We start from the raw sequence: 14,687 nt of genomic DNA, 5'->3' as shown, positions 1-14,687 counted from the left end.
ATCAGCAAGCGCTTTAGATTAACGCCATGACCGAGACAGGCCTTTCCGCCGCGGCGAGTCGCTATGACCGCAAGCGCGACCAGATCATTGCTGCGGCGACCGAGCTGATCAACGAGCTCGGCTATAAAGGCATGACCCTGACCAAGGTGGCCCAGGCCATCGAGCTGAACACGACCAGCATCACCTATTACTTCAAGCGCAAGGAATTGCTGGCGGAAGCCATTCTGGAAGCGGCGATCGAGCGCTATAATCGCATCGTCGATCAGGCCGAGCTTGAGCCAACCCCCTTTGACAAGCTGCACCGCATGGTCTGGGCGACGCTGGAACAGTTTGCGCAGATCCGCTCGGGCGATGCGCCGCCGGTCGCGAACCTGTCCCACATTCGCAGCCTGAACGAACCGCTGCGCACGCGCCTCAGCGACCAGTACATCGTCATGTTCCGCCGCGTGCGCCGGTTTTTCGAGGAAGAGGACGGGTCACGCAAGCATCTGGCGACCGCGCAAACCCACGTCTTGCTCGAGAACCTGTTCTGGGCCCAGGCCTGGTTGCGACGCTATTCGCTGGGCGATTTCGAACGCGTGGCCCATCGCTTCAGCGAAGTACTGGCCTATGGCGTTTCCGGCGCGGGACGGGACTGGGATCCGGCCTTGCTGACCCTTGAAGAGCCCGAAACCGTCAAGGGGCTGGGCGACATGAATATCGCCTTTCTCAAGGCGGCCGCCATCACCATCAATGACTGGGGCTATCGCGGCGCGTCCGTGGACCGCATCGCGGCCGAGCTGTCCGTCACCAAGGGCAGCTTCTATCACCATTTGCAGAGCAAGGACGATTTGGTCCTGGCCTGCTTTGACCTGAGCTATGCCCGGGTCTCGCTCGCCCAGAGGGCCGCCGAGCGCATTGAAGGCGACCATCACCGCAAGCTGTGCGCCTCGGTCGCATCCTTGCTGGCGCTGCAGTTCTACGGGGATTCCCCGCTCCTGCGGACCACGGCGCTTTACGCCCTGCCCCCGGATGTTCGCGCCGGCGTCATTGAACGCTCTAACCGGATGGCGCGCCGCTATGCGGGCGTCCTGATCGACGGGATCACTGAATCCTCGATCAAGGCGATCGATCCGCTGATCGCCGCGCAGATGATCATGGCGACGCTGAACACGGCCTATGAGATGCGGCGTTGGGCCGAAGTCCAATCGCCCGAGCAGGCCATAAAGACCTACGCGTCGATCATCACGCGCGGGCTCATCCCCAACCGCTAGACACTGCGGACGGCCTCGCCCCTTCAGGCTGACAGGCGGATTGCGCTCGCGAGCGCCTACAAACCCGATATTCAAAAAGCGCCATTATTGCGCCGCAACACGTCGCAATAGCGAGAAATTTAATACGTACCGCTTTTTCTTTTTTCTTGAAAGCGACTGTAGAAGCTGTAGCGTTTTTGTGATCGGGGCGGATGGGAGGCTCACACTCGAACGCACTGCGTCCGGCGCGAACCGCGCCTGAGGGAAGGCCGGGGTCGGCCTGTGCGAACGCATCAACGACCCGAAAGAACAAGCGCCGGAAAGGCGCGACGAACTGCGGTCACAACCGCGAGGGACATGGCCTGCATGACAGGTCGGGAGGAGAACACGATGACGATCAAGTCAAAGCTCATGCTGGGGGCGGTTTGCGCGCCACTGGCCTTCATGGCGGTCACGCCCGCCTCCGCTCAGGAGAGCGCCAACCCTGCACAATCTGATGACGCCGCGATGCCGGTTGATCGCGTGATCATCACCGGCTCCTACATCCGCGGACGTGGTGAAGACGGCGCATTGCCGGTGGATGTGTTCGGCGCTCAGGAGCTGGATAATCGCGGCATCGACAGCCCGCTCGAATTCATGAAAACCCTGCCGTCTGTCGGCCCGGTCCTGGGCGATTCCAACCAGTTCGCCGCCGGCACCGAACAGGGCGTGGGCTCGATCAACCTGCGCAGCCTCGGCCGTGAGCGCACGCTGGTGCTGTTCAATGGCCGCCGGACGATCTCCAGCCCCGGCACCGGCTCGACCGACACCAACCTCATCCCCTTCTTCGCGGTTCAGCGCGTGGAAGTCCTCAAGGACGGCGCGGCGTCGACCTATGGCTCCGACGCCATCGCCGGGGTGGCCAACTTTGTGACCTACAACGCCTTTGAAGGCGTGGAAGTGTCCGGCAGCTACAATTTCATCGACGGCTCTGACGGCAATTACCAGGCCAGCGTGCTGGCCGGCGAGCGCTTCGGCAATGTGGATGTGATGGTTGGCGCCGGCTGGCAGCGGCGCAATGAACTGCCCAATACCGAGCGCGCCTTCACCCAGACCGAATACGCCGTGAACCCGACCGGCTATTCCTTCCTGTCCAATCCGGGCACCTATCTGCCGATCATTCCCGGCTTCGGCGTCGTGGGCATCGGCATTGACGGCCAACAGCTGGACACCTGCACCGCCATGGGCGGCATCCAGGGGACCTTCCCCACCTCTCCGACCAGCGCCTTCCCGGTCTGCCGCTATTCCTATGTGGATTTCAGCAATCTGGTTGAGGAAGAGGATCGCTATCAGATCTATGGCCAGATCGATGTGGATCTGGGCCCGAACACCACCTTCCACGCCGAGGCGATCTATGCGGGCATGGAAATGATCGATTACGCCGGTTCGCCCAGCTATCCGCCGGTTCAGGGGCCGCTGGGCCCGGGCAGCGCGAATGCGTTCTCCGTGCCGGCCTCAAACCCGGGCTATGCGGCCTATCTGGCGCAAACCTTCCCGGCCGGCTCGCCCGCCTATCTGTCCTCGCTGTCGAACATCTTGTTCTTCCGCCCCTTCGCGCTTGGCGGCAATCCGCTTGATGAGCGCGGCGCGGGCCTGGGCAGTGCGGAAAACGAGGCCTGGCGCATCTCGGGCGGGTTCGAGCATGACTTCTCGGACAATTTCAGCGCCCAGCTCTACGCCACCCTCATTCACTCCAACCGCAAGAATGCGGTCCGCGACTTCGTCGGCGACCGCCTGCAGCGCGCCATCAACGGCTTTGGCGGCGCCAGCTGCACAGGCAGCACGCCCGGCGCGAACGGGTGCCAGTACTTCAATCCGTTCATCAACTCCGCGCCGGGCCATCCGACCCTGGGGCTGACCAATCCGGCCTATGTGCCCGGCAACGAGAACGATCCCGCCCTGATCGAGTGGATGTACCAGCCCAGCGGCACCGACCAGACCGAGGACCAGTTCATCGTCGACCTGATCTTCAGCGGCTATGACACGCTGTTCGGCCAGGAGATCGACTACGCGTTCGGCGCCCAATACCGCCGCACCGAATATGAATCCCTGCCCGCCAACATCTTCAGCGACCCGGTCGGCTTCCCGTGCGCAATTGAAGGGGATCGCTCCTGCCTGGACGATCCCAACGACAACAACCTGCCGACAGGGCCGTTCATCTTCCTGGGCCAGTACTCCACCGTGAATGTGGAGCAGGATGTCTACGCCCTGTTCGCCGAAGCCCAGATCGAACCGTTTGACGGCTTTGAACTGACCGGCGCAGTCCGTTACGAGGACTATGGCAATCCGGTCGGCTCCACCTTCAATCCCAAGATCTCGGCGCGCTGGCAGGTCAGCGACAATGTCGCCCTGCGCGCCTCGGTCGGCGACACCTTCCGCGCGCCGCTGCCCAGTGATCTGGAAGGCGACGGCCTGACGCTTGTCGAGGGCATCGACGCCGCCGGCGGCGCCTTCAAGGCCAACCAGATCGCCGGCAACCCCGATCTCGATCCGGAAACCGCCTTCACCTACAATTTCGGCATTCTGTTTGAATCGGGCGGCTTCAGCGCCAGCGTCGATTTCTGGAACTATGACTTTGAAGGCCGGTTCACCGAACTGCCGGTTCAGGCCATCGCCAGCGCGGTCGCGCCTGGCCCGGTCACGGACGGCACCCAGGCGGTGGATTGCGCCAGCCCGTTCACCGAATTCGTGGTGTTCGCCGGGGGCAGCTGCACCGCCGGCACCACGGCGAACGACATCTCCCGCATCCTGGTGCAGGTCGTGAACGGTCCGGACGTCACCACGAACGGTCTCGATTTCTCGCTCAACTATCGCGGCGATGTGGGGCCGTTCGACTTTAGCGGCGGGGTGAACGCCACCTATACCGCCAAGTACGAGTTCGGCGAGTTTGTCTATGAAGGGCTGACCTTTGACGGCTCCTATGACGCGGCCGGCTTCGCCAACTATGACCGCGCCCCGGGCACGGTCTCGCCCTGGCGCGCCAGCGGTTTCGCGAGCTTCACCTATGGCCGCTACAACGCGACCTATTCGCTGACCTATATCGATGGCGTGGACGACAATCGCTGTCCGGACACGGGCGCGTGCACCCAGACGCCCGAATTCGGCCCGACCGATTTCGGACGCACGGTGGAATCCTATACCCAGCATGACCTTCTGGGCACGGTGGATCTCGCCGCCTTCGGCGCGGATGTGCAATTGCAGGCCGGTGTTGAGAACATCTTCGACACTGATCCGCCTGCCGCGCGTCTGGAGTTGAGCTACGATCCCTATGTCGGCAACCCGCTGGGTCGGGTGTACCGACTGGGACTGACAGCCCGCTTCTAGGTCCGGGACGTCTCCCCTCTGTGGGCCGGGCTCAGCCCGGCCCTTTTCTTTTTGAACTCTGCGCAAGGAGCGCCTTCCATGACGCTTTTCGACCTCACCGGAAAAACCGCCGTGATCACCGGCTCTTCACGCGGCATTGGCCGCGCCATCGCTGAACAGCTTGCCCGCCACGGCGCCCGCGTGGTGATCTCCAGCCGCAATCAGGACGCCTGTGAGGACGTGGCGAACGCCATCAATGAAGAGCATGGCGAAACCCGTGCGCTGGCGATCGCCGCCAGCATTTCCTCCAAGCCCGAACTGCAAGCCCTGTTTGAAAGGACCCGCGCCGGTTTCGGACCGGTGGACATTCTGGTCTGCAACGCGGCGAGCAATCCCTATTACGGCTCCATGGACGGGATCACGGACGAGCAGTTCCAGAAGGTCCTGAACAACAACATCATCTCGAACCACTGGCTTATCCAGTTGGCGCTGCCGGACATGCGCAAGGCCAAGGAGGGCGCCATCATCGTGATCTCGTCCATCGGCGGCTTGCGCGGCTCGCAGACCATCGGCGCCTACAACGTTTCCAAGGCCGCGGACTTCCAGCTCGTGCGCAATTACGCCCTGGAAGCGGGCCCGGACAATATCCGCGTCAACGCCATCGCGCCCGGCGTCGTGAAAACCGACTTCGCCCGCGCCCTGTGGGAAGACCCCAAGGCCGAGGCGGCGGTGTCCAGACGCACGCCCCTACGCCGCCTGGGCGAGCCTGACGACATTGCGGGCGCAGCCGTCTACCTCGCCGGTCAGGCGGGCGCCTGGATGACCGGTCAGATGATGGTGATTGATGGCGGGGTGACCGCCGGCGTCCTTGAATAAGGACGCCGACGGTCTGTGCCTCAGGCCGCGCTGGCGAGCTTGAGATACCGCGCCATATGGGCGTCTTCATCGCCGAGCACATGGTCAAGCATGACAAGCCGCTTGGCGAAATGCGACAGCGGCATTTCCCAGGACATGCCGATGCCGCCATGCATCTGGATCGCCTCTTCGGCGGTCAGGGCGCCCACCTTGCCCGCGGTGTATTTCGCCGCAGAGCCATAGCGATCGCGCGTTCTCGGGTCCTTGGCGAAATACGCCGCGGCATTGATGGCCGCCGAGCGCGCCTGTTCGATTTCCAGCGCCACGCTGGTCATGCGGTGCTTGAGCGCCTGGAAGGCGCCGATCGGCACGCCGAACTGCTTGCGCGTGCCCAGATACTCGATGGTCGCATCGCGCAGGACTTCCATGATCGCGACCGCTTCCCAGACCGTGGCGACCAGCCCCAGCGCGCGCGCCTTAGAGATGGCGTCCTCTCCGGACACCAGAAGCCGGGCAGACGCGCCCTCCAGGGACAGCTCGCCCGCCGCGCCGCCATCCACCAGGGGATAGGCGCGACGCTTGACGCCCTTGGCGTCCGCCTCGACCAGGAAGCTGGCCCAGCCGTCGCTGGTCTCGGCCGTCACGACAATCAGGTCGGCAGAGCCCAGATAGTCCACCACGCCTTTCGCGCCGGTCAGACGCCAGGCGTCACCCTCCTTGACCGCCTTGACCGGGTCGGTCACGACGCCATTGGCATCCATGGCCGGATCATCGGCGAAGGTCAGGATCTTCGAGCCCGCGATCACCTCGCCCAGAAGGTCCGCTTCACCCGCAGCCTCCAGGATATTGCCAGCGAGCAGCGTGGCCAGGAACGGCCCGGTCGCGAGCGCCTTGCCGACTTCGGCGAACACGGCGCCCGCGTCAAAGGCCGACCCGCCATAGCCGCCGGCCTCTTCCCCGAACAGCATGCCCAGCACGCCCAGTTCAGCGAGGCCCGCCCACATGTCACGGCTGAAACCCGCTTCGCTTTCGGCCGCGGCCTGACGGGCTTCCCAGCCCAGCGTGTCGGCGAAATAGCGCGACAGCGAGTCCGCCATCATCCGGCGATCATCACCCAGAGAGAAATCCATGATCAGAGCCCCATCATCGATTTGCCGATGATCTCGCGCTGCACCTCATTGGAGCCGCCAAAGATCGAAAGCTTGCGATTGTTGAAATACTGCGACGCCACAGGCGCGGCCCAGCCCGGACCGACCGGTTCGCCGTTGAAGCCGCCTTCCAGCGCTTCATCCAGGAAGGGCTGGGCGTAGCGCCCCGCCGCCCGACGCATGAGCGCCGTGATTTTCTGGCGGATCTCGGTGCCGCGAATTTTCAGCATCGAGGATTCCGCCATCGGCGTCTGACCGCGGCCGACGCTGTCGAGAACGCGCAGATTGGTCGTGCGCATGTTCTCAAGGTCGATTTCCACTTCCGCCATGCGGGCTGCGAACAGCGGGTCCTCGGCCAGCGCGGACCCGTTGCGACGGGTCGTGCGCGCCACTTCCTTGAGCCGCTCGAACGCCGCCATGGAGGCGCCGACGCCGGCGATATTGGTGCGCTCATAGCTCAAGAGGTATTTGGCGCAGGTCCAGCCCTTGTTCTCTTCACCCACCAGGTTCTCGACGGGCACTTTCACATCGGAGAACCAGACCTCGTTCACCTCGTGATCGCCATCAAGCAGCTTGATCGGGCGCACTTCGACGCCGGGCGTGTCCATGTCGACGAGGAGGAAGGAAATGCCTTCCTGCTTCTTGCCTTCCTTGCTGGTGCGCACCAGGCAGAAGATCTTGTTGGCGCATTGGGCCAGGGTGGTCCAGGTCTTCTGGCCATTGATGACGTAATGGTCGCCCTCGCGCACGGCGGAGGTCTTCAGGCTCGCCAGATCCGACCCGGCGCCCGGCTCGGAATAGCCCTGACACCACCAGTCAGACCCGTCCAGGATGCGTGGCAACCAGTGTTTCTTCTGCTCTTCGGTGCCGAACTTGATCAGCACCGGGCCCAGCATGGACACGCCGAAGGGCACGACCCGCGGCGCATGCGCCATGGCGGTTTCGGTTTCGAAGATGAAGCGCTGGACCACGCTCCAGTCCGTGCCGCCCCATTCCACGGGCCAGTGCGGCGCCAGCCAGCCGCGCTCATTGAGAATGGCGTGCCATTCCTCCATGTCGGCCTTGGTCAGCCGCTGTCCGTGGCGCACCTTGTCTGACAGGCGCTTGGGCAGTTTCTCGTTCAGGAATTCGCGCACTTCCTTGCGGAAGGCTTTGTTCTTTTCGGTGAAATCGAGATCTATGACGGTCTCTTCCGCTTTTCTAGTCGACCAGCTCGAACAGGCCGGCCGCGCCCATGCCGCCTGCGACGCACATGGATACGACGACATATCTAACACCCCGGCGCCGGCCTTCCAGCAGCGCCGCCCCCACGAGGCGCGATCCGGTCATACCGAAGGGGTGGCCCACCGCGATCGCGCCTCCGTTCACATTGAGCCTGTCTGACGGCAGGTCCAACCGGTCGCGGCAGTACACGATCTGGCTGGCGAAGGCCTCGTTGATCTCCCACAGACCGATATCCCCGACCCCGAGACCGGCGCGCTTGAGCAGTTTCGGAATGGCGAACACCGGGCCGATGCCCATTTCGTCCGGCGCGCAGCCGGCGACCTGAAAGCCCCGGAACACGCCCAGCACCTCGCGACCTTCGGCCCTGGCGGTTGCGTGGTCCATGACCACTTGCGCCGCCGCGCCATCCGACAGCTGGCTGGCATTGCCCGCCGTGACAAAACGGCCTTCCGCCACAGCCTCGCCCCCGCTCCACACCGGCTTGAGACTGCTGAGCGCCGCATAGCTCGTGTCCGGGCGCACGCCTTCATCCGCTGTCAGATTGACTTCCTCGCGCCCGGTTTCGGACCCGTCCTTGGCGCGCACGATCTTCTCGGTGGGCAAGGGCGCGATTTCCGCCGCCTGCCGCCCCGCTTCAATCGCGGCGGCCGCGCGGTGCTGGCTTTCAACGGCGTAGCGGTCCTGCGCCTCCCGGCTGACGCTATAGCGCTCGGCCACCACTTCGGCGGTCTCGATCATCGCCATATAGGCGTCCGGCTCGGCGGCGATAACGCTTTGTGACCGCCAGCTTTCATCAGGCAGGCCCGGCAGCCGCGTCATGGAGACCGACTCCACCCCGCCCGCCAGGATCATGTCCGCGTCATCCGCCATGATCGAGCGCGCCGCCAGGGCGACGGCGGTAAGGCCGGAGGCGCATTTGCGATCCAGCGTGGTCGCCCCCAGCGACTGGGGCAGGCCCGCCGTGAACAGGCTCATGCGGGCAAGGTTGTAGAATTGAGGACCGTACTGATTACCCGCGCCGAAGATCACATCATCGAGCCTTTGCGGATCGACGCCCGCGCGCTCGACCGCCGCCTTCATGACATGAGCGGCCAGCCGGTCCGGCGCGGTGTCGTTGAAGGCGCCGCGATGGGCCTTGCCGATCGGCGTGCGCGCTGTTGAAACGATTGCGGCTTCGCGTGTCATGACACTCTCCCCAGGCGGACGGGCAACCCATACCGCTCTTTCTATTTTCAGGAAGCGGTTATGCCGCGATCGCACAGAAATCGCAATAACACGGCGTTATATGTCGACATTTCAGTGCAGCTGCGTCAGAGTTCTACATACCCGATACACAAATATTGACAGGAGAGGACATCATGGCGCTCACATCAGGAGGCCTTATTCGCACTTGGGCAGGGGCGGCTTTGCTGTCCGCTACAACCGCATTGCCCGGCGCCGCTCACGCACAGGGCGAAGCGGGGGCCGCGCCGGACTACAGCGACGGTTCGGTCTGGCTGTGCCGCCCGGGGCGCGAGGATGCGTGCGCGGTCGATCTGGACGCTGCCGTCGTTCAGGCGGATGGCTCGGTGACCATGGATATTCACCAGCCCGCACAGGATCCCGCAGTGGATTGCTTTTACGTCTATCCGACGGTTTCAGTCGATCCAGGCGTGAACAGCGATCTCGAGATCGGCCCGGAAGAGCGCGGTGTGGTGCACGCCCAGTTCGCCCGCTTCAGCGAAGTCTGCCGCCCGTTTGCACCGCTCTACCGGCAGGTGACCCTGACCGCCCTGCGCGCCGCCATGGCCGGCAATGGCGACGCCATGTCGGGCGGCGCCCTCGCCTATGGCGATGTCCGCGACGCCTGGCGTCATTATCTCGAGCACGACAATGAGGGTCGCGGCGTCATCCTGGTCGGACACAGCCAGGGCGCGCGCATGCTGCAGACGCTGATCAATCAGGAGATCGAGGGCGAACCGGTCCAGGATCAGGTCATTTCCGCCTATCTGATCGGCTGGAACGTCCAGGTGCCGGAAGGCGAGACCGTGGGCGGCGACTTCAGCGCCCTGCCCTTGTGCACCGAGGCGGACCAGACCGGCTGCGTGGTGTCCTATGTCACCTTCCGCGACGATGTCCCGCCGCCGCCCAATACGCGCTTCGGACGCAGCCCGGACCCGGCCAACCAGATCGCCTGCGTCAATCCCGCCAGCCTCACGGGCGAGGGCCCGGTCATGCTGGACTCCTATCTCAGCAATGGCTCGGACGGGTACGACATGGCGACACAGAGCTGGACCGAGACCCAGGAGGTGGATGCCCGCTTTGTCAAACTGCCCGGCTTTCTCAGCGGCCAGTGCGTCAATCGTGATGGCGCGCAATACCTGTCGGTGACCGTCAATGCCGACCCGTCAGATCCGCGCACCGATATTCTGACCGGCGACGTGGTCGCCAACGGTCAGGTGCTGACGGACTGGGGCCTGCATCTGGTCGACATGCACGTGGTCATGGGCGATCTGATCGATCTCGCCGAGAGCCAGGCGGAAGCCTATCAGGACCGCTGACCGCCTTGGACAGATGAACAGGACGCGGGCCCGCTCCGGCGGGCCCGCGTCTTGACGTTCAGGCGGCCTGTGCGGGCGTGGGCAGGTTTGCTTGATCAGAATTCGGGGTGCGACGGCAGTGCGTATCGGTCCAGCGCCAGGAGCAGAGTCGGGAACGGGCGATGCGACGGGTCGCGAGCGACACTCGACACCGATCGCGCCGACAAGCGAACCCTGCGCCGCGAAACGCAACAGCTGAGTATTCAAGATGTTCTTTAGGAAGAATGGCGCGCCGGGGAAGATTCGAACTCCCGACCCCCAGATTCGTAGTCTGGTGCTCTATCCAGCTGAGCTACCGGCGCCTGTTTCGTCGTCCGGAACCCTTAAGGTCCCTGTCGGCGAGGCGCGGAAACTAGCCAAGGCTTGACGGCTTGGCAAGCGTCCTGACTGCGCTTTTCTCACCTTTGATGCAGCGGGGCCGGAGACGGCCGGATCACAAGGGATCAGGCGCGCATCCGGCCCCGTCGCGAAAGTCCTAGGCCGCGCGAACTGCGGACAGGAAGTCGCGCACGCGGCTCGCCAGACCGCCCGCTTCCTGGCGGACCGTGGCGGCGGTTTCCTGCACCGTGCCGGCCTGGGAGCTGGTCTCGTCGGCCGAGCGGCTGACCTGTTCGATATTGGCCGAAACCCGCTGGGTTTCCGACGCGGCGCTCTGGGCCGAGCTGGCGATCTCGGTGGACGCGGCGCGCTGCTCGTCGATCGCAGCGTTGATGGCCGACGCCACATTGAGCATCTCATCGATCACGCCGCGCACTTCCTGCATGGCGCTTTCCACCGCGCCGGTGGCGGACTGGATCTGGGTGATCTGGTTGGAGATCTGGCCCGTCGCCCGGCCGGTCTGTTCAGCCAGGGTCTTCACCTCGCTGGCGACCACGGCGAAGCCCTTGCCGGCTTCGCCCGCACGGGCCGCCTCGATGGTGGCGTTGAGCGCCAGAAGATTGGTCTGCTCGGCGATGTCGGAGATCAGCTTGACCACCTGATCGATTTCGTTGGCCGCTGCGGTGAGCTGGCTCATTTCAGACGAAGCGCGCTCCATCCGGTCCTTCGCCTGCCCCGACACATCGCTCGAGCGTTCGACCTGCGCCGCGATCTCGGAAACGGAGGCGGACAGTTCTTCGGCCGCAGACGCCACGGTGGCGACCGCTTCGGACGCCACGGCGCCCGCGCCCGACACTTCACCGGCCCGGCTGGTGGTGTTGGCCGACGCTCCCACGAGAACCTCGGCGGTTTCCTGCAGGGCGCTGGCGGACATGGTCACCGCCTCGAGCGTGCGCTCCACGGCGGCGTCAAAATCAGCCGCCAGCTGTTCGATCTTGCGCGCGCGTTCGGCTTCGGCCTCGCTAGCGCGCAGGCTTTCCTGCTGCAAGCGAGCGGCCTCTTCGCCGCTATTGCGGAAGGTTTCAAGCGATTCAACGATGGCGCCGAGCTCATCGGCGCGCTTGAGATGGGCCACATTCACCGAGAAATCGCCCGCAGCCAGCTTCTGGGTGGCGCCAGCGATGGACTTCACGGAGCGGCTGACCGCACGGCCAAAGCCGAAGGCCACCGCCGTCAGACCCAGAGCGACGATCAGGGTCGCAATACCGAACATCCATTTGGTGCGGGCCGCCGACGCATTCGCAGCTTCCGCCCGGGCGTTCGCCTCGGCGATCGCCGCTTCACTCAGGCTGACAATGTCGGCGTTCATCTGGTCGAAGACTTCGTCAAACGGTTCGATGAAGCTCACGGCGCTGGCGAAATCCATTTCCAGCATGGAACCGACAACCTCGAGGCCGCCCGCATAGAGCTCAAGCTGTTCGTCCAGAGTGGAGAACACCTCTTCATTCGTGCCGCCGGAGCGCTGATGAATCTCTTCAAAGCTCGCGCGCAGCTCGCCCACACGGGCCATATAGCCGTCAAATTGCGTGAACACGTCCACCTGTCGGCCCGCCGCCACAGCGGTCAGGGTCTGATAGACATCCGCGTTCAGGGATTCGGTCTCCGTGCGCAGGGAGTCCAGTGCGATCACATTGGTCAGACGCTCGACCGTGTCCCGCTGGCTGTTCGCAACGCCGTTCAGGGCGAACCCGCCCATCAGGGCGATGCCGATCAGGGCCAGAACCGCGAAAGCCGGCGCAACGCCAAACTTCAGCGAAAATGGCCAGTCGTTAAAACTCAGACGCTTGAACATCACTATGCGACCCCTTTAAATCCCAGCGCGAGCATATGGTTATCACCAACCTAAGCCTGATTGTTTAATAGGTTATGCATGCTCGCCCTCGTATCCCGCCGCCCCGCTGATGCGGGACGGCGGAATTGGCAGGCAGTTAGAAATTCGCCCGCAGGCTGACCCAGTAGCGGGCCTCGGTTTCGTAGACGGGCGTGGTGAGCTCGCCATCACCGAAGTTCACGTTCTGGGCCGTCAGGCTGAGGTCCAGATTGTCGCTCAGCGCATAGCTGGCTCGTCCCGAGAAGGAGATGTGGCCGTCAATCTCACGCGACGCCACCGCGCCGAAGACCGGCTGGAACGGCATGGTCGTGTCGGACACATAGTTGGCGTAGCCGTCCAGGCTGATCCGACCGGACGTCCAGCCCAGATGGGCGTTGACCGTATGCTCGGGCGTGATGCCTTCGAAATCGAGCAAGGTGCTGGTCGGGAACGGCGCGAGATCATCTTCCACCGACTTGTAGGTGTAGTTCAGATCCCAATCGACATTCTCGCCGATCATGCCGGCCAGCGAGCCTTCAAAGCCCCACAGGCGGGATTCACCGCGGTTGCCGAAGACATAAGCCGGCAGCGGCGCGTTCGGCGGGAAAAGCCCCGGGGCGCCGCCCAGAGAGGACTTCACGTCATCGGTGTTCTGCCAGAACAGCGCCGTGCGCAGCTGCACGCCGTTGGCCAGGCTGCGATCATAGGCCAGTTCGATATTGTCCACGATGGACGGCTGGATGCCCGGATCGCCGATCAGGACCGCCGTTCCCACCGGCAGCAGGAAGCCCATGTCGAACATGGTCGGCGCCTGGATGCCGCGCGCTGCGGACAGACGCACCGTGCCGCCCGCTTCGGGCTTGTAGACCAGAGCCGCGTTATAGCTGAACTCTTCAAAGCTGACGTCGTAATCGGACTGCGTATACGGATAGAGCGCCGGATTCGGGCTACCGTCACGGCTCCAGTCCACCATGTCATAGCGAACTGCGAGGGTGGTCTCGAGCCGGTTGGAGAACTTGTGGTTCCACATGCCCGAGAACGCCAGGGTCTCGTAGTTCAGATCACCGGCGGTCGTATCGGGGAAGGACGCGGTCTTGGCGGTCCGGAACTCCACCGCAAAGCGCAGCGTGTCGTTGGTCCCGACCTTGATCAGGTCCTGCAGCTTGAACGAGGTCAATTCGCCATCAAGGTCGCCGAAGCTGTAGGCGATCTGGGATTCGTTGCGATAGGCGCTCAGCGTGATGTAGCCGAAATCCGTGTCCGCGCCGAGCTCGCCCTGATAGGACGTGAGGTCATAGGCGTTGGCGGCGGACGAATACACGGACGTCAGCTCGAGCACTTCAGCTTCAGACTGGGTGTATTCAAAGGTCAGGCCCACCTTGTCGGTGAACTGCACCGAGCCGCCCAGCGCGAAATGCTCGCGAGAGAAATCCGGGTTGGCGGCGCGCAGCCCCACCGCCTCGGTGGCGTCCGGCTCGACGTCAAAATCGCGGCCATCGGTGCGGCCATAGCTGAAGCGCAGCGCGATCTGGTCATTCAGCGCGCGACCACCCGACAGGCGATATTGCTGATACCCGTTCGTGCCGACTTCCGCGGTGGCGTTGGCGTAGTCGCCAAACGCGGGATTGCGGGTGATGATGTTGACCACGCCGGCGACCGCGTTGAAGCCGTAGAGCGCCGATTGCGGGCCCTTGACCACTTCGATCTGCTGGATCTCGTCCAGGCTGACCGGCAGGGTCGACCAGGCGGTGTAGCCATAGCTGTCCAGATACACTTCGCGGCCATTCACCAGCACCAGCAGGCGCGGGGTGTAAGGCGCTGCGGCGGAGCGGATGCCGACCTCGCCCTGGCCCATGGAGAAGCGGGCGACATCCACGCCGCTGTAATGACGCAGGATGCCGGGGATGTCGTATTCCGGCGCATTGGCGATATCGTCCTGGGTGATGATGATCATCGTCGCCGGGACATCGGTGGAGCGCTGAGGCGCGCCGGTGGCGCCGGTGGTCACCGGCTCGCCGAACATTTCGCTCATCACCTGATAGTCGATGGACTGGGCGTTGGCGGCTGCGGAGGTCGCAATCAGCGCCGCCGCGGAATAAAGCAGTGTATTTTTCATCGT

Annotated in this window: 9 protein-coding genes and 1 tRNA gene; 4 read left to right on the top strand and 6 right to left on the bottom strand. The window is 64.0% G+C overall.

Annotated features, from left to right (window positions below):
• Nucleotides 1-26 precede the first annotated feature (26 nt).
• The 3 genes from OA2633_RS12785 (at nt 27) to OA2633_RS12775 (ending at nt 5,450) form a co-directional block, all read left to right on the top strand.
• Nucleotides 27-1,253, top strand: coding sequence for a TetR/AcrR family transcriptional regulator (locus tag OA2633_RS12785; protein WP_009802984.1), 1,227 nt, complete (start codon nt 27-29; stop codon nt 1,251-1,253).
• Nucleotides 1,254-1,622: 369 nt separating this feature from the next.
• Entirely contained in the window at nt 1,623-4,595 is a 2,973-nt protein-coding gene (locus OA2633_RS12780; RefSeq protein ID WP_009802982.1) for a TonB-dependent receptor domain-containing protein, read from the top strand.
• 78 nt (nt 4,596-4,673) lie between these two features.
• Nucleotides 4,674-5,450, top strand: a complete 777-nt coding sequence (locus tag OA2633_RS12775) for an SDR family NAD(P)-dependent oxidoreductase (protein WP_009802981.1) — start codon at nt 4,674-4,676, stop codon at nt 5,448-5,450.
• 20 nt (nt 5,451-5,470) lie between these two features.
• Here OA2633_RS12775 and OA2633_RS12770 read toward each other — a convergent pair whose 3' ends face one another.
• Genes OA2633_RS12770 through OA2633_RS12760 form a run of 3 tightly spaced genes read right to left on the bottom strand, consistent with a single transcriptional unit; the run spans nt 5,471 to nt 8,986 of the window.
• A complete protein-coding gene (locus OA2633_RS12770) occupies nt 5,471-6,559 on the bottom strand; it encodes an acyl-CoA dehydrogenase family protein (RefSeq protein WP_009802980.1) in 1,089 nt (362 codons plus the stop codon).
• A 2-nt stretch (nt 6,560-6,561) separates the two neighbouring features.
• A complete protein-coding gene (locus OA2633_RS12765; RefSeq protein ID WP_040613657.1) occupies nt 6,562-7,758 on the bottom strand; it encodes an acyl-CoA dehydrogenase family protein in 1,197 nt (398 codons plus the stop codon).
• A gap of 19 nt (nt 7,759-7,777) precedes the next feature.
• The gene (locus OA2633_RS12760) at nt 7,778-8,986 is read right to left on the bottom strand and encodes an acetyl-CoA C-acyltransferase (RefSeq protein WP_009802978.1); all 1,209 of its coding nucleotides are present in this window, start codon (nt 8,984-8,986) and stop codon (nt 7,778-7,780) included.
• Nucleotides 8,987-9,159: 173 nt separating this feature from the next.
• Between OA2633_RS12760 and OA2633_RS12755 the strand changes: the two genes are divergently transcribed.
• Complete coding sequence (locus OA2633_RS12755) at nt 9,160-10,341, top strand: DUF3089 domain-containing protein (RefSeq protein WP_040612715.1); 1,182 nt, start codon at nt 9,160-9,162, stop codon at nt 10,339-10,341.
• Nucleotides 10,342-10,605: 264 nt separating this feature from the next.
• On the opposite strand, the gene OA2633_RS12750 is transcribed toward OA2633_RS12755, so the two are convergent.
• The 3 genes from OA2633_RS12750 to OA2633_RS12740 form a co-directional block, all read right to left on the bottom strand.
• Nucleotides 10,606-10,682: transfer RNA gene (locus tag OA2633_RS12750), tRNA-Arg, on the bottom strand.
• A gap of 173 nt (nt 10,683-10,855) precedes the next feature.
• Nucleotides 10,856-12,550: a methyl-accepting chemotaxis protein gene (locus OA2633_RS12745; protein ID WP_009802976.1), complete on the bottom strand. Its 1,695-nt coding sequence runs from the start codon at nt 12,548-12,550 to the stop codon at nt 10,856-10,858.
• A gap of 136 nt (nt 12,551-12,686) precedes the next feature.
• Complete coding sequence (locus OA2633_RS12740) at nt 12,687-14,684, bottom strand: TonB-dependent siderophore receptor (RefSeq protein WP_009802975.1); 1,998 nt, start codon at nt 14,682-14,684, stop codon at nt 12,687-12,689.
• Nucleotides 14,685-14,687 lie beyond the last annotated feature (3 nt).

This window comes from Oceanicaulis sp. HTCC2633 (assembly GCF_000152745.1).
Classification (GTDB): domain Bacteria; phylum Pseudomonadota; class Alphaproteobacteria; order Caulobacterales; family Maricaulaceae; genus Oceanicaulis.
Note: the sequence above shows the minus strand (reverse complement) of the source record. Positions and strands in the feature narration are given on the sequence as shown.

What these genes read in the sequence shown, in the direction of transcription:
- OA2633_RS12755 (WP_040612715.1), top strand. Translation starts at nt 9,160, where the DNA reads ATGGCGCTCACATCAGGAGGCCTTATTCGCACTTGGGCAGGGGCGGCT.
- OA2633_RS12785 (WP_009802984.1), top strand. Translation starts at nt 27, where the DNA reads ATGACCGAGACAGGCCTTTCCGCCGCGGCGAGTCGCTATGACCGCAAG.
- OA2633_RS12740 (WP_009802975.1), bottom strand. Translation starts at nt 14,684, where the DNA reads ATGAAAAATACACTGCTTTATTCCGCGGCGGCGCTGATTGCGACCTCC.
- OA2633_RS12775 (WP_009802981.1), top strand. Translation starts at nt 4,674, where the DNA reads ATGACGCTTTTCGACCTCACCGGAAAAACCGCCGTGATCACCGGCTCT.
- OA2633_RS12745 (WP_009802976.1), bottom strand. Translation starts at nt 12,550, where the DNA reads ATGTTCAAGCGTCTGAGTTTTAACGACTGGCCATTTTCGCTGAAGTTT.
- OA2633_RS12780 (WP_009802982.1), top strand. Translation starts at nt 1,623, where the DNA reads ATGACGATCAAGTCAAAGCTCATGCTGGGGGCGGTTTGCGCGCCACTG.
- OA2633_RS12760 (WP_009802978.1), bottom strand. Translation starts at nt 8,986, where the DNA reads ATGACACGCGAAGCCGCAATCGTTTCAACAGCGCGCACGCCGATCGGC.
- OA2633_RS12770 (WP_009802980.1), bottom strand. Translation starts at nt 6,559, where the DNA reads ATGGATTTCTCTCTGGGTGATGATCGCCGGATGATGGCGGACTCGCTG.